The 20,504-nt window shown below is 64.1% G+C and carries 20 protein-coding genes; 10 read left to right on the top strand and 10 right to left on the bottom strand.

What is annotated here, in order from left to right; translation table 11 throughout:
• The first annotated feature begins 96 nt into the window (after positions 1-96).
• Both DBIPINDM_RS17830 and DBIPINDM_RS17825 read left to right on the top strand, forming a co-directional pair.
• Positions 97-678 carry an invasion associated locus B family protein gene (locus tag DBIPINDM_RS17830; protein WP_258588472.1) on the top strand — a complete coding sequence of 194 codons (582 nt, stop codon included), beginning with the start codon at positions 97-99 and terminating at the stop codon, positions 676-678.
• A gap of 160 nt (positions 679-838) precedes the next feature.
• Positions 839-2,080 carry a M24 family metallopeptidase gene (locus DBIPINDM_RS17825; RefSeq protein WP_258588471.1) on the top strand — a complete coding sequence of 414 codons (1,242 nt, stop codon included), beginning with the start codon at positions 839-841 and terminating at the stop codon, positions 2,078-2,080.
• A 233-nt stretch (positions 2,081-2,313) separates the two neighbouring features.
• Here DBIPINDM_RS17825 and DBIPINDM_RS17820 read toward each other — a convergent pair whose 3' ends face one another.
• The 5 genes from DBIPINDM_RS17820 to DBIPINDM_RS17800 all read right to left on the bottom strand — a co-directional run bounded on the left by DBIPINDM_RS17820 (position 2,314) and on the right by DBIPINDM_RS17800 (position 8,213).
• The gene (locus DBIPINDM_RS17820) at positions 2,314-3,756 is read right to left on the bottom strand and encodes an amidase (protein WP_258588470.1); all 1,443 of its coding nucleotides are present in this window, start codon (positions 3,754-3,756) and stop codon (positions 2,314-2,316) included.
• Between the two features lie 170 nt (positions 3,757-3,926).
• Positions 3,927-5,015 (bottom strand): Gfo/Idh/MocA family protein, encoded by a 1,089-nt coding sequence (locus DBIPINDM_RS17815; RefSeq protein WP_258588469.1) that lies wholly within the window; start codon positions 5,013-5,015, stop codon positions 3,927-3,929.
• A gap of 278 nt (positions 5,016-5,293) precedes the next feature.
• The gene (locus DBIPINDM_RS17810) at positions 5,294-6,457 is read right to left on the bottom strand and encodes an ABC transporter substrate-binding protein (RefSeq protein ID WP_258588468.1); all 1,164 of its coding nucleotides are present in this window, start codon (positions 6,455-6,457) and stop codon (positions 5,294-5,296) included.
• Positions 6,458-6,534: 77 nt separating this feature from the next.
• Positions 6,535-7,389 (bottom strand): ABC transporter permease, encoded by an 855-nt coding sequence (locus DBIPINDM_RS17805; RefSeq protein ID WP_258588467.1) that lies wholly within the window; start codon positions 7,387-7,389, stop codon positions 6,535-6,537.
• Entirely contained in the window at positions 7,386-8,213 is an 828-nt protein-coding gene (locus tag DBIPINDM_RS17800; RefSeq protein ID WP_258588466.1) for an ABC transporter ATP-binding protein, read from the bottom strand. The genes DBIPINDM_RS17805 and DBIPINDM_RS17800 overlap by 4 nt, the downstream gene beginning before the upstream one ends.
• 312 nt (positions 8,214-8,525) lie before the next feature.
• On the opposite strand from DBIPINDM_RS17800, the gene DBIPINDM_RS17795 reads away from it, so the two are divergent.
• The 3 genes from DBIPINDM_RS17795 to DBIPINDM_RS17785 all read left to right on the top strand — a co-directional run bounded on the left by DBIPINDM_RS17795 (position 8,526) and on the right by DBIPINDM_RS17785 (position 12,056).
• Positions 8,526-9,467, top strand: a complete 942-nt coding sequence (locus tag DBIPINDM_RS17795; RefSeq protein ID WP_258588465.1) for a MurR/RpiR family transcriptional regulator — start codon at positions 8,526-8,528, stop codon at positions 9,465-9,467.
• A 112-nt stretch (positions 9,468-9,579) separates the two neighbouring features.
• Complete coding sequence (locus DBIPINDM_RS17790; RefSeq protein ID WP_258588464.1) at positions 9,580-11,364, top strand: flavin-containing monooxygenase; 1,785 nt, start codon at positions 9,580-9,582, stop codon at positions 11,362-11,364.
• Positions 11,365-11,474: 110 nt separating this feature from the next.
• The gene (locus DBIPINDM_RS17785; protein WP_258588463.1) at positions 11,475-12,056 is read left to right on the top strand and encodes a CatB-related O-acetyltransferase; all 582 of its coding nucleotides are present in this window, start codon (positions 11,475-11,477) and stop codon (positions 12,054-12,056) included.
• Between the two features lie 30 nt (positions 12,057-12,086).
• Here DBIPINDM_RS17785 and DBIPINDM_RS17780 read toward each other — a convergent pair whose 3' ends face one another.
• Both DBIPINDM_RS17780 and DBIPINDM_RS17775 read right to left on the bottom strand, forming a co-directional pair.
• Positions 12,087-13,322 carry an amidohydrolase/deacetylase family metallohydrolase gene (locus tag DBIPINDM_RS17780; RefSeq protein ID WP_258588462.1) on the bottom strand — a complete coding sequence of 412 codons (1,236 nt, stop codon included), beginning with the start codon at positions 13,320-13,322 and terminating at the stop codon, positions 12,087-12,089.
• Between the two features lie 28 nt (positions 13,323-13,350).
• Positions 13,351-13,716, bottom strand: coding sequence for a RidA family protein (locus tag DBIPINDM_RS17775; protein WP_258588461.1), 366 nt, complete (start codon positions 13,714-13,716; stop codon positions 13,351-13,353).
• Between the two features lie 207 nt (positions 13,717-13,923).
• Here DBIPINDM_RS17775 and DBIPINDM_RS17770 point away from each other — a divergent pair, with 207 nt between their 5' ends.
• Positions 13,924-14,409, top strand: coding sequence for a hypothetical protein (locus tag DBIPINDM_RS17770; protein WP_258588460.1), 486 nt, complete (start codon positions 13,924-13,926; stop codon positions 14,407-14,409).
• Positions 14,410-14,729: 320 nt separating this feature from the next.
• Here DBIPINDM_RS17770 and DBIPINDM_RS17765 read toward each other — a convergent pair whose 3' ends face one another.
• From DBIPINDM_RS17765 to DBIPINDM_RS17755, 3 genes are all read right to left on the bottom strand, one after another.
• On the bottom strand, positions 14,730-15,602 hold the full coding sequence (locus DBIPINDM_RS17765; RefSeq protein WP_258588459.1) for a peptidase C39 family protein: 873 nt from the start codon (positions 15,600-15,602) through the stop codon (positions 14,730-14,732).
• Positions 15,603-15,787: 185 nt separating this feature from the next.
• On the bottom strand, positions 15,788-16,024 hold the full coding sequence (locus DBIPINDM_RS17760; RefSeq protein ID WP_258588458.1) for a hypothetical protein: 237 nt from the start codon (positions 16,022-16,024) through the stop codon (positions 15,788-15,790).
• Between the two features lie 34 nt (positions 16,025-16,058).
• Positions 16,059-16,694: a methyltransferase family protein gene (locus tag DBIPINDM_RS17755; RefSeq protein WP_258588457.1), complete on the bottom strand. Its 636-nt coding sequence runs from the start codon at positions 16,692-16,694 to the stop codon at positions 16,059-16,061.
• Positions 16,695-16,958: 264 nt separating this feature from the next.
• Here DBIPINDM_RS17755 and DBIPINDM_RS17750 point away from each other — a divergent pair, with 264 nt between their 5' ends.
• From DBIPINDM_RS17750 to DBIPINDM_RS17735, 4 genes are all read left to right on the top strand, one after another.
• On the top strand, positions 16,959-17,213 hold the full coding sequence (locus DBIPINDM_RS17750; protein WP_258588456.1) for a hypothetical protein: 255 nt from the start codon (positions 16,959-16,961) through the stop codon (positions 17,211-17,213).
• Positions 17,214-17,358: 145 nt separating this feature from the next.
• Positions 17,359-18,153 (top strand): hypothetical protein, encoded by a 795-nt coding sequence (locus DBIPINDM_RS17745; protein WP_258588455.1) that lies wholly within the window; start codon positions 17,359-17,361, stop codon positions 18,151-18,153.
• A 270-nt stretch (positions 18,154-18,423) separates the two neighbouring features.
• The gene (locus DBIPINDM_RS17740; protein WP_258588454.1) at positions 18,424-19,107 is read left to right on the top strand and encodes a winged helix-turn-helix domain-containing protein; all 684 of its coding nucleotides are present in this window, start codon (positions 18,424-18,426) and stop codon (positions 19,105-19,107) included.
• Positions 19,104-20,483, top strand: a complete 1,380-nt coding sequence (locus DBIPINDM_RS17735) for a sensor histidine kinase (RefSeq protein WP_258588453.1) — start codon at positions 19,104-19,106, stop codon at positions 20,481-20,483. The genes DBIPINDM_RS17740 and DBIPINDM_RS17735 overlap by 4 nt, the downstream gene beginning before the upstream one ends.
• Positions 20,484-20,504: the final 21 nt, after the last annotated feature.

The following is a 20,504-nucleotide window of genomic DNA, read 5'->3' as shown; positions in this document are numbered from 1 at the left end:
CGGGGACTCGGCTTTCGGAGCAGTCGCCATTGTTGTATCAAGCCATTTCCAGGAGAATACCTGCCGGGGCAAGGAAAACTGCGGGGCGTGAAGAACATGGCAATTACTTTAGCTAAGGCTAATCTACTTCGCATAGTCGCGGCATCGGCTGCCCTGTGGCTGCTATCGGCTTCTTTTGGCCCGGCGTTTGCCGAGGACACCGCCAATGAAGCCCAATCCAAACAGTCTCAACCCAAGGAGGCCGGACCCAAGCCGGCCGACGCCAATCCATGGGCCGTGAACTGCTCCAGCGGCTCGGCGACCGGCGAGCTTCAGTGCCAGGTGTCGCAGAACCTGACCGAGGCCAAGACCGGCCAGCGTGTGCTGACGGTGACCGTGCGCCGCGACAGCAGCAATGGCAGCCTGGCCATGCTGCTCGCTCTGCCGCACGGCCTGTTCCTGCCGTCCGGCGCCAGCTATCAGGTCGACCAGGGCCAAAAGGTCGTCATCGCCATCCAGACCAGCGACCAGAACGGCGCCTATGCCGCCACGCCGCTGTCGCCGGAACTGGTCAAGACGATGAAGTCGGGAACCAATCTGAACATCGGCATGGAATCGGTCACCCGCAAGCCGGTCACCATTCCGGTGTCGCTCGCCGGCTTCACCGCGGCCGTCGCCAAGCTGGAATCGATCAAGTAGCGATTTCGCCGTTCGTTTTGGCGGACTGCCGCCTCGACGGATCGGATGCCTTCGCGATTAGCAAGCGCGCCACCCGTCACTTCGGGGAGGCATCACAGAACGCGCTTGATTGTCTGCACCCGCAATGCTCCGTTGCCGGTTCGGACATCCGGAGAAAGACATGACGGGCTTTGTCGACCGCCAGCGCGCCGCGCATTTGATGGAACGCGCCGGCATCGGTGCGCTGGTGCTCACGGCGCCCGAGGCCTTCCACTATGCGACCGGTGCGTGGATCGGCCCGGCGGGCCTGTTCCGGCGCGCCGGCGGCGGCTTCGTCGTCATCCCGGCCCGGCAGGATTTGCCGATCGGTGTCGTCGTCGCGGACTTCAACGCGGCGCAACTGCGGCTCGCCGCGCCCGAAGCAATTGTGCGTTCGCACCCGATCTGGATCGAATCCGCGCCGGTCGATGCATCTCACGGACTTCCCCTGGTCGAGCGCATCGAGGCCGGCCTGGCCTCGCTTGGCCGCACGCCGGATTTCTCGCGGCCCGCCACCTTCGACCTCGCCGGTTCGGTGCGCCAGTTGCAGGCCTTGCTGGACGACTTCGGACTGGCGCGGGCAACGCTCGGCATCGACCTCGATTTTGTTCCAGCCGCCGATTTCGCGGCCATCCAGGCGCTGCTGCCGCACTCCCCGATGGTCGACGGCTCACCGGTCCTGGACAGGCTGCGGGCCGTCAAATCGCAGCGCGAAATCGATCTCCTGCAGCAAGGTATTTTTCTCTCGGAAGCCGGGCTGGAGCGGCTGCAGGTGGACGCGATGGCCGGCATGCGCCAGGCCGATCTCGTCGCGCTTTACCGCAAAGGCGTCGCCGACGCGGCCGCCGGGCTGTCGCATCCGGTCCAGACGGCGGAATATGTGACGCTCGGCGCCCGGGCCAAGGGCGCCGATGCCAGGGCCGTGGCCGGCGATCCCTTGAAATGCGACATGGTCTGCACGGTCGGCGGCTACGCCTCCGACATGTCGCGCAATTTCACCTTCGGGCCGCCTTCCACCGACCAGGCAGAGCTGCACGCGATCGCCGAGCGCGCCTTCGAGGACGGGCTGGCGGCGCTGATCCCCGGAAACACGCTCGCTTATGTGCATCGCGTCGCCACCGACAGCCTGGTGCGGCAAGGCCTGCCCTCTTACCGCCGCGGCCATTTCGGCCACAGCGTCGGCCAGTCGGTGTTTTCCGAGCAATGGCCGTTCATTGCGGCCGACAGCGACGTCGTGATCGAGGCCGGCATGGTGCTGGCCTTCGAAATCCCGCTCTACATAGACGGCCTCGCCAGCTTCAACCTCGAGGACCAGTTCCTGATCGCGGCGGATGGCCCCAAGGCGATGAACCGGCTGCCGAGACGGCTGGAGACGATTGGGTAGCGGGGCTTCACTCCGGAGATTGGCCGAGGCCCCTCCACCTTCGTCATCCACGGGCGGAGCAGGAGCGCAGCTCCGTCGCGGAGACCCGAGGATCCATGCCGCGACCTTGGCCGTGGAGTGCGGCGGAGCAGAATTCTGCACTGTAGCAGCGCTTCCGAGTCCCGGCATGGATCCTGGGGTCTGCGCTGCGTCGCTGCGCTCCTTGCTCCGCCCCAGGATGACGACGGGAGAGGTTAACCACTCACAGCCGGCCGCCGATCCTTCCACGGCATCTCTTGCTCCAACTGCGCCGACGCCGCCAGCACCGTCGCCTCGTCGCCATAACGGCCGGCCAGCTGCACGCCGATCGGCACGCCGTCTTTCGACCATCCCAGCGGCAGCGAAATTGCCGGCTGGCCGGAAATGTTGAAGGGGAAGGCGAACACGGCATCCGTCCATTTGACATTGTAGCGGTCGAGGTCGGTCTCCGACATGTCGTAATAGCCGAACGGGCGCGGCAGTTGCGTCAGCGTCGGCGTGATGAAGAGGTCGTAGGCGTTGAGATCGCCGACAATGTCGCGGCCGATCTGCCTGAGCTGCTCGACATCGGCGATGTGCCGGACACCGCTGGTCGCGCGGCCACGCTCGATGATTGCCCAGGTCACCGCCTCGACGTCCTTTGGCGTAACCGGCCGGCCGATCACCGTTTCAAGGTAGTCGAACGTCGCCGCCGTCTGCACGCAGGTCATGTTGGTATAGGTCGCCCACACGCCGTTGGCGTCGAGCGGCATGTCGTGCTCCTCGATATGGTGTCCCAACCGCTCGAGCGCAGCGACAGTTGCCAGCACCGCCGCCTTCACCTCCGGATCGATGGCGGTGCCGTTGGGCGGCGTGACGGTGAAGCCGATGCGCAGCTTCTTCGGCGCCCGTGCTGACAGGCCGAGCCAGGAGGCATCCGGCACCGGCGGCGTGTAGGGATCGCCCGGCAGCGCGCCGGCCACCGCGTCGAGATAGGCCGCGGTGTCGCGCACGGAGCGCGAGCAGCAGAGAAAGTAGGCGCCGCCATACCAATAGTCGCCGAACGGCGCCAGGCTGACGCGGCCGCGCGATGGTTTCAGGCCGACAATGCCGCAGCAGGAAGCCGGAATGCGGATCGAGCCGGCGCCATCGCTGGCCTCGGCGATCGGCACCATGCGCGACGCGATGGCCGCAGCCGCGCCGCCGCTCGAACCGCCCGGCGTGATGCCGTCCTTCCAGGGATTCTTTGTTACGCCGTAGAGTTTCGGCTCGGTCGTGATCGACCAGCCATTTTCGGGCGCGTTCGACTTGCCGACCAGCACCAGCCCCGCCGCCTTCATGCGGCGAACGACTTCGGTGTCGAAGTCGGCGACGACGTCCTTCAGGTAAAGGCAAGAATTGGTGTTGGGCGCACCGGTCCAGGACGAGGCCAGCTCCTTGAGCAGGAACGGCACGCCGGCGAAGGGCGCCGATTTGTCGACCGTCCCGGCCTGCGCGCGCGCCATGTCGTAGAGGCGATGGATGACCGCGTTCAGCGCCGGGTTGAGCCGCTCGACCAGCGTGATCGCCGCCTCGACCAGTTCGGCCGGCGAAACCTGGTCGCCGCGCACCAGCGCGGCGAGGTCGAGCGCATCGGCATCGGCATAGGTTTTCAACAGACTGTCGGTGACAGCGGCCATGTATTGCTCCTTTTATGTCTGATCTGAGTGACTCCCCCTCACCCAGCCTCCGCTTCGCTCGGCTGACCTCTCCCCAGGGGGAGAGGAGACTGTCACCACCGCCGCCAGCCTCTTCTCCCCCACGGGGAGAGGTGGCCGCGAAGCGGCCGGATGAGGGGGCTGGCGCCACTTCAGGCCAGCTCGACGGTGCGCCCCAGTTCGATGCTCTGTTCGGCGGCGAGCACGATGCGCAGGCTGTTGACCGCGGCATCCATCTGCTCGGTCAGATCGAGATCCTCGCGGATGGCGCGCAGGAAGAAGGCCTGCTCGCGGTCGCACAGCTCCTGGTGGCCGGGTTCGTCCTCCATGCTGACGATCTCGTCAGGTTTTTTGAAATTCTTATCACCGTCGACCGCGGCATAATGGATCTTCAGCGCGTCGGTCTTGGTGTGGCGGTCGATGTCGGCTGAGTTCGAGACTTCGGCATCCGAGGCGGTGCTTGCAGCCTGGCCGGCGACGATCGACACCGCGCCCTTGGGGCCGACCACGTCCTTCACGAAATAGGCCGTCTCGCTCATCATCGGCCCCCAGCCGGCCTCGTACCAGCCGACAGAACCGTCATCGAAGGTGACGTGCAGATGGCCGTAATTCTGCTTGTCGGCTTCCGCCCACAATTTGGCGCCGATGCCATGCACCCGCACCGGCTTCGCGCCGGTGAGCTGGCACATGACGTCGACATAGTGCACGCCGCAATCGACGATTGGGATCAGCGAATCGATCAGGTTCTTGTGCCAGTGCCAGGCGCTGCCGCTGCTCTGCTGGTTGAGGTTGAGCCGCATCACCAGCGGCTTGCCGAGTGTCTTGCCGACCTCGATGAACTTGATCCAGGAGGGATGGACGCGCAGGATGTAGCCGAGCACCAGCTTGCGCTTCTTGGCCCGCGCTGCGGCAACGACCTTTTCGGCATCCTCGATGTTGGTGGCGAGTGGCTTCTCCATGAACACATGGCAATTGGCCGCGATCGCCTTCAGCGCGTATTCGGCGTGCGTGTTCGGCCAGCTGTTGATCGACACGGCGTCCGGCCTGGTTTCCTTCAGCGCCTGGTCGAAATTCTCGTAGAGCGGATAGAAGGCTAATTCCGCTGGGATCTTGGTGTTGCTCTTGATCGAGCGGCTCATGATGCCGACGATCTGAAAGCCCTCGGAGCGGCGATAGGCGCTGGCGTGCGACGCCCCCATATTGCCGAGACCCACCACCAGCACTTTTACCTTGTCGGCCATGTCAGCCTCCCAATTTCTTGATTGAATCGTGCGCGGCGACAGTACCGCCCATATTGCTTTGTTCAGGAGCAAATCACGTCAGGTTAGCGCTGCCCCTCATTGCCCTGCCGGGCATTTCTCCCCGTAAACGGGGAGAAAGAAGCTGGCCCAACGCTGGCGCCCTTCTTGCTACGTCAATGATTGGCGAAACCGGCGATGACAGCGTCCCTCGCCCCGTTTACGGGGAGAGGATGCCGGCAGGCAGGTGAGGGGCAGCGCTGACCTCGACACTTGCCACTCTATTTCACCGCCGAATCGAACAGATGCGCCTTGATCTTCTCGACATCGAGCGCGGCAAAGCCTTCCGACAGTTTGACGCCGTCGGCATCGGCCTTGACCTTGGCCTTGTCGAAACTGTTGGCCGCCGGGATCAGGTCGTTGGAGCAGACATCCTCGGCCTTCACCGGGTTGGTGATCTGGCCGATCTTGTGGATCTCGTCGAAGAAGCCCTGCCAGCTCGCCATGTCGTGCGAGCCCCAGCCGCCGCGCTTGTCCATGTCGCCACGGAAGACGTTGATCTGCTGCAGGATCGAGGTGGTGCCGAGCTCTGGCCCGAGATTCTTGGCCAGTGTCGGGAACTGCTCGAACACCGCTTCGACCGCCGCGCGTGGATTCTGGTAGCCGAATTCGAGGCCCATCGCCCAGCCGCGCAGGTATTTTTCCAGGAACGCCTTCTTGTCGGCATCCTCGAGGTCGGCGGCGCGCACGACAAAGGTGTTGGCCGGCAGCTTGGAGTTCTTCACGCCGAGCCAGTATTCGAAGTCGAGACCCTTGGCGATCCACTCGGCGCGCAGCCCCTCCCATGACAGGGCCGCGTCGCCCTGGCCGCCGGCAAGTGCCGTGCCCCAGGTCGGCCAGCCGGCCTCGACATATTTGACCTTCTTGATGTCGACGCCTTGCGCGGCGAGCAGCGGATCGGTGATCGACTGCCAGGCGGCGGAACCGAGCAGGATGGTCTTGCCTTCGAGCTTCTTCAGATCGTTCGAGCCCTCGCCCTTGCGGAAGGCGATGCTGAACGTGTCGCGGGCGCCCATATGGAACACCGATTTCAGCTTCATGCCGTTCTGGATGGCGAAGGAGAACACGCCGGGCGAAGGGAAGCCCATGTCGGCCTGGCCGACATCGACGAACTTCACCGTCGCGGTGCCGTCGGACGGGCCGGGCTGCATGTCGGTGTCGAGCCCGTCGAAATAGCCGGCCTTCTTGGCCGCCCAGTAGGGATAGTCGTCGAGCACTTCGAGTGTGCCGCGTGGCGAGATCCAGGTGAATTTGCCATAGGCCTCGGCCCTTGCCTTGCGGCCAGAGGCGCCGAGCGCGGTCGCCGTCACCAGGCCGGCGCCGGTCACTTGCAGGAAATAGCGGCGGGAGATCCCCGCCTGTTGGACGAAATTGTCTTTGGTCATGGCTTTCCCCTTTTTGTTTGACGTCAGTCCACCGCCCGCCTCCCGGGCGTTATTTGCCTTGCTTCAAATCCTTGTCTTCAAGCCTCCCAGCTCGCCCATTTCTTGCCGATGAGGAAGAACAGCACGTAGATCAGGATGCCGAGCGTCGACAGGATCAGCACCACGGCGAAGAACTGCGGCATCTGGATCATCGACGAATAGGTGGTCAGCCGGTTGCCGAGGCCGAAGCCGCCGCCGACCATCTCGGCGCCGACGGCGGTGAGCAGGCCGAAAATGGCGCCGATCATCAGCCCGACCAGGATCATCGGCAGCGCCATCGGCGCGCGTATCTTCCAGAAGATCTGCAAGGTGCTGGCACCATACGACCGCGCCAGCGCGATCTTGGCGCTGTCGACGCGGCGAAAGCCGGTGGCGGCGTTGATCATCACCATCGGCCCGGCGGCCAGCGCCACCGCGATGATGCGCGGCGTGTAGCCGAAGCCGAAGCGCAGGATGAGCAGCGGCACCAGCGCCAGCATCGGCGTGGTGACCAGCAGCAGGATGTACGGCGCGACGATCTTTTCGGCGAAGGGGAACTGGGTGATGACGGCGGCCAGCACCAGGCCGACGACGGCGCCGATGGCAAAGCCGGATACCAGTTCGACCAGCGTGTAGCCGAGATGCGGCGCGATCAGCGGGAATTCGTCGAACAGCGCATAGGCGATCGAGCTTGGCGGCGGCATGATGTAGAGCGGCACGTGGAACAGCCGCAAGGCCAGCTCGATGCCGCCGATGATGATCACGGCAACGGCGATGATCGCCGCCACCTCCTTGCCCGACTTGATGCCGGGACCGCTGGCGAAGGCCGAGAGGTTGGTCAGGCTGACATCCTTGCCGTCGCCGGACTTGGCGCCTGATTTGGATTTGGAGAATTCCGGGATGGCGTCGCTCATGGCCTGATCCTCACGATCTCGGCGCTGGTGCGCTCCGGCGCCGTCGGTCTGGTACGCTCGCCGACAATGTCCATCTTGATCCTGTTGGTGAGGTCGAAGACTTCCTTGGTCGCCATGATCTCCAGCGAACGCGGCCGTGGAAACGGCACGCGGTATTCCTTGGCGACGCGCCCCGGCCGGGCACTCAACACCACGACCCGGTCCGAGAGAAAAATCGCTTCCTCGATGCTATGGGTGATGAAGACGATGGTGGTCTTGGTGTCGAGCCAGATCTCCTCGACCAGCCGGTTCATCTCCTCGCGGGTAAAGCTGTCGAGCGCACCGAACGGCTCGTCCATCAACAGCACCGAGGGTTTCAGCGCCAGCGCCCGCACGATCGCCGCGCGCTGCTGCATGCCGCCTGACAGCTCACGCGGGAACTTGCCGCCGAAGCCGTCGAGGCCGACGCGGTTCAAGAGATGCGCGATCCAGGCGCGATCCGGCTTCTCGCCCTTGATCTCGAAGGGAAAGCGGATGTTGGCGTCGAGATTGCGCCAGGGCAGGAGGTTCGCTTCCTGGAAGACGATGCCGATATCGGGATGCGGCCCGGTGATCTTGGTGCCGTCGAGCCGGATTTCGCCGCTGGTCAGGCTGTGCAGGCCCGACATCGACCACAACAGCGTGGTCTTGCCGCAACCGGAGGGGCCGACGATCGAGACGATTTCATTGGCTCTGACATCGAGACTGCAGCGGTCCAGCGCCAAGAGGTCACCGGACGCCGTGTGATAGATCTTGGTCGCTGCCTGCACGCCAAGCTTCGGCGTTGTTATCTCGCCCGCGTTCATCCGCCCCTCGGAGATTGCGTGATGATCCAGTAGGTCACCAGACTGCCAAAAATCAGTCTGTAACTATCCTACTTTGCTGTCAAGCGCTTGCGGTGGTAACCGTATCATCAAAACTCCATTCTTCAGTTATAGCATTGTTTTTGCGTGATTTTCTCAATCTTGAAATGTGTGTTGCTTTCCTACATACTCTGGGAAGGAAACACGAGCTTACCCACGTGGCACGCAACGGTTGCAGCGCGGCCGGGCGCATGGAACGACAGCGTGCAAACATGATAAGAGGTCAGGTCGAAAAGGGCAGGAAAGACCGACTTCATGACCGAAGCTGAAAGCCAGCAAGAGCCTGTTGCAAGCCACGAGCCGGAGGGACGCGACATCAGGCGCATTCCCGACATCATTTCGCTGGTCAAGGATTCCTACAGCGAGCTGCGCCCGGCGGAGCGCCGCGTCGCCGATGTCGTGCTCGACGATGTCAAATACGCCGTCGACGCCTCCAATGCGGCGATTGCCGAACGCGCCGGGGTCAGCGAGCCGACGGTGACCCGCTTCTGCCGCGCCATCGGCTGCGAGGGCGTGCGTGACTTCAAGCTGAAGCTGGCGCAGAGCCTCGTCGTCGGCGCGCTCTATCTGGCCAAGCCGCCGGCCATCAGCAACGACAATGGCATGCCGTTCTGGAACGCCGTGTTCGGCGAGGCGCGCCGGGCGCTGCAGGAGGCCGAGCGGCAGCTCGACCCGGGTGAGCTGCAGAAGGCGGCCGAACTGATCGCCAAGGCTCGCCAGGTCACGGTCTTCGGCCTCGGCGGCAGTTCCTCGGCGCTGGCGCAGGAAACCCAATACCGGCTGTTTCGCTACGGCATCACCGTCAGCGCCCAGTGTGACCCCTATCTGATGCGCATGACTGCCTCGACCCTGAAACCCGGCGACCTGGTGATCGCCATTTCGGCGACCGGGCGCACGCGCGAAGTGATCGAGGCCGTCGAACTCGCCAAGCACTACCGCGCCAACGCCATCGCCGTGACCGCGCCCGACACTGACCTTGCCCGCGCCTGTGACGTCAGGCTGACGGTGGCGGTACCGGAATATCCCGACACGCTGAAGCCGACGGCGTCACGCTATGCCTTCCTGGCGGCGATCGACCTGTTGGCGGTCGCTTCCGCCTACAAGCTCGACGGCTCGGCGCGCGAGACGGTGCGCCGCATCAAATACAACGCCCAGATCCACCGCACCGGCAAGGAGATGGAGCCGCTCGGGGATTAGCCTCTTCTCCCCGTTCACGGGGAGAAGGTGCCGGCAGGCGGATGAGGGGCAGCGCCGGGTTCGACAATTACCGTCCCAATACAAATTGGGCATCGCAGCAAAGAGGGAAAGAATGCTCGAAATAGCACCATCGAAACAGGCCGCCGCATGGCTCGAATCCCTGGCGCTGGCGCTCGCAGCCGGCGACATAGCCGCGGCAACTAACCTGTTCGTCGATGATTGCTACTGGCGCGATCTTCTGACCTTCACCTGGAACGTCACGACGATGGAAGGCCGTGGGGCCGTCGCCGCCATGCTCAAGGCAACGCTGGCGACGACAAAACCCACCGCATGGCAGCTCACCGGCGAGGCGACCTCGGACGAAGGCACCATCGAAGCCTGGTTCACATTCGAGACCGCGGTGGCGTCGGGCCAAGGCATCATGCGGCTGCGCGATGGCCGCTGCCGGACTTTGTTCACGGCGATGACCGACCTCAGGGGATTCGAGGAACGCAAGGGCGCGGAACGGCCGCTCGGCGTGCGCCACAAGGCCGACCCCGAACGCGAGACCTGGTCGGAGGCGCGGGCGCGCGAGACGCGCGAGCTCGGCGCTTCCGAGCAGCCCTATTGCCTGGTCATCGGCGGCGGCCAGGGCGGCATCATGCTCGGCGCGCGACTGCGGCAGCTCGGCGTGCCGACCATCGTCATCGAGAAGAACGCAAGGCCCGGCGATTCCTGGCGCAACCGCTACCGCACGCTCGTGCTGCACGATCCGGTCTGGTACGACCATCTGCCCTACATTCCGTTTCCGGATAACTGGCCTGTGTTCACGCCCAAGGACAAGATGGGCGACTGGCTGGAAATGTACACGCGCGTCATGGAGCTCAATTACTGGGTCGCCACCAAATGCCTCAGCGCGTCCTATGACGAGGCGCAGAAAGAGTGGACCGTGGTGGTCGACCGCGTCGGCCGGCACATCACGCTGAAACCGAAACACATCGTCTTCGCCACCGGCGCCTACGGGCCGCCGCGAAAGATCGACCTCGCCGGCGCCGGTGACTTCAAGGGCGAATTGCTGCACTCCAGCCAGTATGCCAGCGGCGAAAAATTCCGCGGCAGACGCGTTGCCGTCATCGGCGCGGCCAGCTCCGGCCATGACGTCTGCGTTGATCTCTGGGAGAGCGGCGCCGACGTCACCATGATCCAGCGCTCACCGACCACCGTGGTCAAATCCGACACGCTGATGGAGGTCGGCTTCGAGATCTTCTCGGAAAGCGCGCTGGCGCGCGGCATCACCACCGAGAAGGCCGACATGATCGTCGCCTCGACGCCCTTCGCGCTGGTGCCCAAGGGCCAGCGCGCGCTGTACGAGGTCATCCGGGCGCGCGACGCGGCGTTCTATGATCGGCTCAGCGCCTCCGGCTTCGCCATCGATTTCGGCGACGACGAAACCGGCTTGCTGATGAAGGCCTACCGCACCGGCTCCGGCTACTACATCGATGTCGGTACTTCCGACTTGATCATCGACGGCAAGATCGGCATCCGCAGCGGCGTCGCCATCAAATCGCTGACGAAAAATGGCATCCTGTTCGAGGACGGCAGCGAACTCGAGGCCGACGCCATCATCGCCTGCACCGGCTACCAGTCGATGAACGAGAATGTTGCAGCGCTCGTCTCGCGCGAAGTCGCCGACAAGGTAGGGCCATGCTGGGGCCTCGGCTCGGGTGTGAAGGGCGACCCCGGCCCCTGGCAAGGCGAGCTGCGCAACATGTGGAAGCCGACGGCGCAGGAAGCGCTGTGGTTCCACGGCGGCAATCTGGCGCTGTCGCGTTTTTACTCCAAATATGTGGCGCTGCAGATCAAGGCACGGATGGAAGGTATCGCGACGCCGGTTTACGGGAAGCCGAGCAACGCCTGACCGGATAACGCAAGTAGCGGTGGGCCACTACTCTAAATTGCTTGCGAACTTTTCAGATGCGGTGAGTAATCCTCCCCCTGTATTGCCTGGCATTCTGGGGAGGGAAGCCGGTGGGACTGCTGAGAGGGCTTCGCATAAAGCTTGGACTGAAGAAGGACCCGTTGCCGCCACTGCCCGGTGTCGAGATCGGTCGTCACACCTACGGTCTCAACAAGGAATCGTTCTTCGTCCCGCACAAGAGCGTGCCGGTGCGGATAGGATCGTTCTGCTCGATCGGGCCAGGTGTTCTCTTCATCTGCGCGGCCGAGCATCGCGTCGACACCGCGACCACCTTTCCGATCCAGTTCGTGGACGGAAAGATCCGCAATGCGCCCGGCACGGTCGGCAAGGGGCCAATCACGGTCGGCCATGACGTCTGGATCGGTGCCCGCTGTATCATCCTTGGCGGCGTCACCATCGGTAGCGGCGCGGTCATCGGCGCCGGCAGCATCGTCACCCGGGACATTGCGCCCTATGCCATCGCGGTCGGCAATCCGGCCCGTGTCATCCGCTACCGATTCGCGCCCGAAATCATCGAGCGCCTGCTATCCTTGCAGTGGTGGAACTGGAGCGACGACCTGATCCGCGAACGCGTCGAGCTTTTGACGACCGCCAGGGTCGAGCAGTTCCTGAGCGCGATGGGGCTGGCGTAACCACGCCGGCACTCATCTGACCGCTCCCGCTCAATCGTGCCGATGCCCGAAATGTCGGGCGGCAACCTCGACATGCGTATGGTCGGCATGCGCCTCGAAACGCTCGGTCTCGCCGAGGTCGCTCACCGCCTCATTCGGCCACCAGGTGCCGCTAATGACGATCCCTTCCGACACCAGCCCCTGATCGGCGACCAGCGAAGCGCCGACCGCATCGACGAAGGTGAAGCGGCCCGGGCGCTGGCGAAGGACAGTGACGTCGCCGACGGTGCCGACCGCCAGCGTGCCGAGGTCAGGCCTTGCGATCGCCTGCGCCGGCGCTTGCGTCGCCGCGCGCAAAACCTCGACCAGCGGCATGCCGAGCGCCATCAGCTTCGACATGCAGACCAGTATGTCGAAGGCCGGACCATCGACGCAGTAAAGATGCACGTCGCTCGAGATGACGTCGGGCGCCAGCCCCTCGGCCAGCATGGCGCGCGCGACTTCGAAGTCGAACGAACCCATGCCATGGCCGAGATCGAAGATGACGCCGCGCTCGCGCGCCAGCCGCATGTCGGGCCGCACGGCGCCGGAGGCAAAGACCGGCGCGTTGGGGAACGGCCGGAAGCAATGGGTGAGGATATCGCCCCGGCGCAGGCGCGGCAGCACTTCCGAGCGGCCGGGCGGCGGCTCGTCAATATGCGCCATCAGCGGCAGGCCGGCTTTGTCGGCCGCTTCGAGCGCCAGATCGACCGGCGCGATGCCGCTGGTGCTGCCGGCATGCTTGCCGGAGCGGACTTTCACGCCGACGACGACATCGGCATGTTCGCGCGCGGCGGCAACCACCTCGCGCGGTTCGCAGAGCCGGAGATCGCTGCACTCGCCGACCGACACCGTCTGCGAAAAGCCGAAAATGCCGGCAAAGGAAATGTTGACATAGGCCAGGATGCGCACCTTCGAGCGCTCCATGACATGGCGGCGGAAGCCGAGGAAATTGCCGGCGCCCGCACTGCCCGCATCGATGAAGGTGGTGGTGCCGCTTTTGGCCGCCAGCCGGTCGGCATCGACGCCGAGCGAGGTGCCGCCCCAATAGACGTGACTGTGCAGGTCGACGAGGCCGGGCGCGACGATGCAGCCCGTCGCGTCGACAATTTTGGCGGCGCTGGTCACGGGGATATCGGCGTCGACCGCTGCGACGCGGCCATTGGCGATGGCGACATCGCGCTGCGCGTCGATGCCGGACGCCGGATCGATCAGCCGTCCGCCCTTCAGCAGGAGGTCGAATTGCATGGGGGAACCTCCGCTTCGTTATCGCTTGTCAGACCGGCCTGTACGCGACCGCCTCAACCTCGATCTTGATGTCGATCATCAGCCGCGATTCGACCGTGGTGCGGGCCGGCGGGTTCTTCGGGAAGTGCCTCGCGTATACGGCGTTGAAGCCGCCGAAGTCGCGCGCGTCCTCCAGCCACACCGTGGTCTTCACCACATCGTCCAATGTGCAGCCGGCCAATGCCAGCGCCGCCTTCACATTGGCAAGCACCTGTTCGGTCTGTTCCGTGATGCCGCCCTTGACCACGATGCCGTCGCTGCCGAACGGAACCTGGCCCGAGACATAGACAAAGTCGCCGGCCCGCACCGCGGGCGACAGCGGCACATGGGATGTTCCAAAAGTCTGCTTGGGCAAGGCATGCCTCCTCTGATCACACGGGCAGGGCCCGCTTCGGCGCAGATTTACCGCGATCGGAGCGGTCCCGATAGGGCCTTTGTTGGAAAGCAACATTCTTCGAAATTCGTGTTGCTTTATTACAAGAGCGCTTGCATCGTGCGCGCCTGCCGGACGGCTTTCAAGCCGCCACGAACCGATGCCTGTGCAAGACCGGAGAGACCGAGAATGACCTTCGACAAGAATCCGTTTCCTTCCGGCGACGCCGACCGCCACGCGCTGTGGGAGATGCTGGTGCGCCGCGACATCGACGCCTTCATCGGCCAGGACTGGTCGATGGTCGAGAACGATTTCATCGCTGAAAGCTTCTTCGGCATGCATGCGCATTTTCTCGCCAATGCCGACGCCTGGCGGCTGCAATTCCCCCGGCTGGAAATCTATCGCGACGAATGGCTGCGCCAGGCCAGGGAGACGGCGGCGACCAAATTCGCCGAGCCGCTGCGCGAGGCGATTTTTCGCGTCACCAATCTGCGCGACATCGATGTCGACGGCGACCGCGCCGTGCTGCACAAGAAGTTCGACGGCACAGTTGCCAAGGCGGATGGCAGCGTCGACCGGCTGAAATGGCAGACGCTGTATTTCTGCAGGAAGGTCGAAGGCAGCTGGAAGATTGCCGGCTTCGTCGGTTATATGCCGTATCCGCTGGGAGGCTAGGTGCGCCATAGTAGGGATGGGTTGAAGGCTGTGCTAGCGGGATTCCGTCGTTCGTTCGTCGGCTTATCATGGACGTTCGGGATTGGCTGAGGCCCTCCCGACTTCGTCATCCACGGGCGGAGCAGCCGCATAGCGGCGTCGCGGAGACCCGAGGATCCATGCCGCGACCTCAGCCGTGGAGTGCAGCGGAGCAGGATTCTGCACCGTGGCGGCGCGTTGGAGTCCCGGCATGGATCCTGGGGTCTGCGCTGCGTCGCTGCGCTCCTTGCTCCGCCCATGGATGACGAAGCGGTGGGAAGCCGTCGCTAATCCCCCGAACGTTATCGCCCAACCAGCACCGCGGCCCTGTAGGCCGGATTGCCATACCAGGCCATCTGGTCGAGCTCCGCCGCCATCACCGGAAGGTCGACAACATCCATCTTCTGTTCGAGACGGTCGGGCTCGATCCACGGGTCGTTGATGAAATAGACCCCACCGCCATGGCCGTGGACGAGCACCCAATGCGGGCAGGTGTAGCCCATCATCGGTGCCTGATCGATCAGCACCAGCGCCGAGAAGCCGCGATCGAGTGCCCGGGCGATCTCTTCGATGGCAAAGGCGCGCGTCTCGATCGGCACTGACGCGGCTTCGACCGCGCGCTTGAAACCGGCCTGCACGAAGCTCATCAGGCCGCGCCTTTCCTCCGAGGCGGCGCGATCGAGGAAGATCGGCTCGGCACTGCTCATGAACACTTCGGTCCGCAGCCCGCGCCGGTGCGCCGCCAGCGCCAGCCCATAGGGGTCGCAGCCGCCCGGGCCGCTCGGGCCGATGATGGTGGTGGCTTCACGCCAGAGCTCGACCTCCAGCGCCCGGTCCGGCAGCAAGGCCGGGTCGAGGCCGGCCATCGCCATGGCCAGCGCCGACGGCCCGCAGGTGAAGCCCGCCGTCTGTGGCCAGGATGGCGGTAGCCGCTCCTGCAGGCGGGTCGGCTCGATGCCGATCCAGCGCTGCAGAAACCCGTCCCGGCTCTCCCACTGGCCGCCGATGCGCAGCACCGTGTCCTCGTCGGCGCGCAGGCAGAGCACATCTTGCGCAAGCGCCTCCTTCTCCAGCGCCTCCAGCAGGCGCGGGCCGTCGGCCGCGATGAAGCCGGCAGCGGACCAGGACAAAGCGATGCGCATCATCGCCGCCGCCGGCCGGCGCTGGCCGATCAAGATCGCCTCGGGCGACCGTCGCGGTATTGCGCCACGCCGGTGACGCCGGCGATTTTTTGCAGGGCGGCCAGACAATCGCCATCTCAGCCGGCACCGCCGCCATCAGGCCCGCCCAGACGGATGCATCTTCGGCTGTGAAGACTGTCACACGGGCCCTGCTGGTCAGCAGCGAAGCTGGCATGGGGTCATCTCCGTTCGAAACCGGCCGGCCCTCGTCTTCTGCGCGATCCGTCGGCAGTGGCGGTCAGAGACCGACACACCACGCCCAGCGGCACATAGCGCGATGTCAGCCGCTTGGCGCAGGTGATCATGTCCGGCACGATGCCATAGACCGGCTCCGAGGCAAAGATCGCGCCGTTGCGTCGGAAACCGGTCATGCGAGATGGTGAGCACATCATGGCGCCGGCAGACTTCCAGCGCATGGCATGACGTCCCCTGCGCCGATTAGCCGGCTGATCAGTAGAGCGTGATGAAGGCCGGGAACAGCAGGCCCGTCTGCCGGAAATACTCGATCAGCTCGATGGCCGGGAAGATGGCGAGGAAATAGAGCCCGTCGAAGAAGGTGCGCTTGAGCGCCCGCGTCGAGAACTGCAGCTCGTCATTGTCGCGGTAGAGCAGCGGGTTCGGCCAGAATCGCGGCGTCGCCTGGATATAGGCGGTATAGGCCGGGCCGAACTTGCCCAGGAGATATTCGGCTTCCTTGCGCGCCGTGACGCGGAAGATGAGAAAGCTGGCAACGCCAAGGACGGCAGCCGCCACCAGCGAGCCATAGAGCAGACCGATGCCGACCGCGCCGACCGTCGAGAAGAAATAGAGCGGGTTCTGGCTCATCGAAAACGGTCCCGTCGAAACCAGCTCCTCATTCTTCTTGCCACCGACATAGAGGATGCTCCAGAGCCGGCCGGCAACGCAGGCGAGCACCAGGCAGAAGCCGAAGAATTCGAGCGCTTCATGCCCGTCCGAGCCCTCGGCAAGCGCCGGCTTGGTGAGGAACAGGAGCAGCACCGCCAGCACCGCCGCCACCCGCACGAAGATCAGCCGCTTGCGTTGGACGAACGCCTTCGAAACCGGCTTGAGGGAAGCGTAGGTCATTCGTGTTTTCCTGGCGCACGGATTGCAGGTTCGGGCACTGGGGCACGCCATTGATGGCGGATACAAGGCCGTGGCTTCTATCAGCGCAGCGCAAGAGGTTCGTAAAGGCCTTTTGTGCGGCCTACGCCCATTCTTACGAAATTGTATGCCGCGGGACAGGCTGGAGTGAAGTCGCTTCCCTATCGTTCGGATGCCGGCCCGCCAATTAGGGGTCGGCTTCAATTCCGGCGGCCTGACCACCGGCATCAGATAGGGAACGGTTTCATGAGAAGATTTGCACTTGCCGTCGCAGTGGGCACCCTCGCTGTCTCGGCCTCGATTTCCACCGTTTATGCGGCCCCCGCTTGTGAGGACAGTTTGAAGGCCCTTCGAGCCGCTGAAGCGACAGCCAAGCTCAACGACGCCGACAAGAACAAGGTCTCGGAGCTGGAAACCAAGGGCATCGAACGCTGCAATGCGGATGACGACAAGCGCGCCAACGACTTCTTCGCCCAGGCCATGAAAGTCATGGGCAAGTAATCCATGCCGTCCAAAGCACCCTCGGGCCCTACCCGAGGGTGTGCAGCGATTGAGACATGACATGCATGAATAGAGGGCGGATCGCATCAATCCCTCGCGATACGCCTTCATCCCGCCGCAACCATCAACCTCAGGACTTCAGCCCATGCTCTCAACCAACAAGCAACCCGCCGCCTCTGACCAGAACAGGGTCCCGGATGTCACCGTCGATTTCTGGCTGATCAAGCTGATGGCGGTGACCATGGGCGAAACGGCGGCCGATTATCTCGCCGTCAACCTCGGGCTTGGCCTGACCGTCACCTCGCTGATCATGACCGGCGTCCTGGTCGTTGCGCTTGTCCTGCAGTTCGCGCAGAAGCGCTACGTGCCGTGGGCCTACTGGCTGGCGGTGGTGCTGATCAGCGTCGTCGGTACGCTGATCACCGACAACCTCGTCGACAATTTCGGCGTGCGCCTGCAGACCACGACGATAGCCTTCTCGGTAGCGCTCGCGGCGACCTTCGCGCTCTGGTACGCCAGCGAGCGGACGCTTTCCATCCACACCATCTTCACGACCAGGCGCGAGATTTTCTACTGGCTGGCGATCCTCTTCACCTTCTCGCTCGGCACCGCCGCCGGCGATCTTGTCGCCGAGAGCTTCGACATGGGCTATCTCACGTCGGGCCTCATGTTCGGCGGCGTGATCGCGCTTATCGCGCTCGCCTATTATCTCGTCAATCTGGACGCCATCCTGGCCTTCTGGCTGGCCTATATCCTGACGCGGCCGCTCGGCGCCTCCTTCGGCGATCTGCTGTCGCAGCCGGTCGAATATGGCGGCCTCGGTTTCGGCACCACCTTCACCAGCATGATCTTCCTCGGCTGCATCGTCGCCCTGGTTCTCTACATGACGCTGAAGAGAACGGCCGGCGAGGCTGACGAGATCCTGCTGGAATCAGACTAGAACCTTGGCTTCGTCATCCGCGGGCGGAGCAAGGAGCGTAGCGACGCGGCGCAGACTCGAGGATCCATGCCGTGACGTCAAAGCGATGCTGCGGTGCAGAATTCTGCTCCGCTGCACTCTTCGGCCAAGGTCGCGGCATGGATCCCAGGGTCTCCGCGACGGAGCTTCGCTCCTGCTCCGCCCTGGGATGACGAAGGTTTGTGCCATCCTAGGAATGGACCCCTGCCGGTGATAGCCTATCCCCGATATCGGCAATCAACCGGAACACCCATGCGACTTCTTCTCGTCGAGGACGACCAAAGGACCGCCGACTACATCGTCAGGGGATTGACCGAGGCAGGCCATGTCTGCGACCTCCTGCGCAACGGACATGACGCGCTTTTCGCGGCGACCAGTGGCGGCTATGACGTGATCATAGCCGATCGCATGATCCCGGGCCTCGACGGCCTGTCGATGGTCAAGGCGGTCCGTGCGGCAGGCGTGCGGACGCCGGTCATCTTTCTCACCTCCGTCGGCGGCGTCGACGACCGCGTCGAGGGACTGGAAGCCGGCGGCGACGACTACCTGGTCAAGCCCTTTGCCTTTTCGGAGCTTCTCGCCCGTATAAACGCGCTTGGCCGCCGGCCGGCGGCGCTGGAGCAGAAGACCGTCCTGCGGGTCGGCGACCTCGAGATGGACCTCATCATGCGGCGCGTTACGCGGCAGGGTCAGCCGATCGACCTGCAGCCCAGGGAATTCAGCCTGCTGGAGGTGCTGATGCGCGGCGAAGGCCGGGTGATCACCCGCACCATGCTTCTGGAGCGCGTCTGGGACTTTCATTTCGATCCCAAGACCAGCGTCGTCGAGACCCATATCAGCCGGCTGCGGGCCAAGATCGACAAGCCGTTCGAAACCCAGCTCATCCACACCGTCCGCAACACCGGCTACAGCCTGCACGCACCGCTTGCGTCATGATCGCAACATGGACGCCCCTGCTGCGCAGCACGCCATTCCGGCTCGCCTTGACGTTCGCCTTCCTGTTCGTGCTGGCCTTCGTGCTTTCGGGTGCCATCGTCTACCGGATGATGAGCGCCGATCTTGCCGAGCGGCTGGACGAAACCATTAGGGAAACCTACTCGATCGTAACGGCGACCTATACCGAGAGCGATATCGAGGATCTGGTTTCCACGGTCGAAAGCCATTCGCAGCTCAGCCCCAAGAAGGAACAGCTCTTTTCATTGACCGACGCTGCGGGAAAGCATCTGGCCGGCAACTTCACCGCGGCCGGGCTTCCCGACGGCTTCTCGATGTTCGATGCCGAAATGCCCGGTGTGCCTTCGGGCTCAGCGTATAGAGCCTTTTCCGGCTCGATCGGCGGCAACAACCTCACGATCGCTTTCAGCCTTTCCGAGACAGAAGAGCTGGAAAAGGTGGTGCTGATGAGCTTCGGCTGGGGAACGCTGATCATCACCGGGCTGGCGATCGCCGGCGGCGCCCTGCTCGCCTCCCGCGTCCAGCGCCGCCTCGACGGCATCGCTGCCACCATGGTTGATGTCTCGCATGGACGGCTGGATACCCGCATTCCGCTGACCGGCAATGGCGACGACATCGATGTCGTCTCCAGCCGGGTCAATGCGGCGCTCGACCGCCTGTCGGCGCTGGTCGACGGCATGAAACAGGTCAGCGCCAACATCGCACACGACCTGAAAACGCCGCTCAATCGCCTGCAGATGATCCTGGAAGGCGCCGCCGACAAGGCCGCGGGGGATCAGGACGTCTCCGACGATCTGGCCGATGCGCGTGCCGAGGGCTATCAGATCAACGAGACCTTCGATGCGCTGTTGCGGATCGCGCAGATCGAGGCCGGTGCGCGCAAGGCACGCTTTACCGATCTCGACCTCGACGAGATCCTGCAAATCATTGCCGAGATCTACACCGACGTTGCCGAGGACGACGGAAAGGTGCTGTCACCCGCCCAACTGAACGAAACGGCGGACCGGATCCACGGCGACCGGGAACTGTTGACGCAGATGTTCGCCAATCTGGTCGAGAATGCGCTGCGCCATTGCCCGCCCGGCACGACCATCAAACTGTCGGTGACGCGTCGGGGCGAGCGTGTCCTCGCCAGCGTCGCCGACAACGGACCTGGCATTCCTCCGGACGAGCGCGAACGGGTGTTTCAGCGGCTCTACCGGCTGGATCACAGCCGCTCCACGCCGGGCAACGGCCTTGGCCTCAGCCTTGTCAGGGCCATTGCCGATCTGCACGGGGCATCCATCGCGCTTGACGATTGTCAGCCCGGCCTCGCCGTGGTGGTGAGCTTTCCGCTGGTAAGATCGCCGGCGTCATAGTCGCCGAAGGCCCGAGCCAAA

The organism is Mesorhizobium sp. AR02 (genome assembly GCF_024746835.1).
Taxonomy (GTDB): Bacteria; Pseudomonadota; Alphaproteobacteria; order Rhizobiales; family Rhizobiaceae; genus Mesorhizobium.
This window is presented reverse-complemented; position numbering and strand designations above follow the sequence as displayed.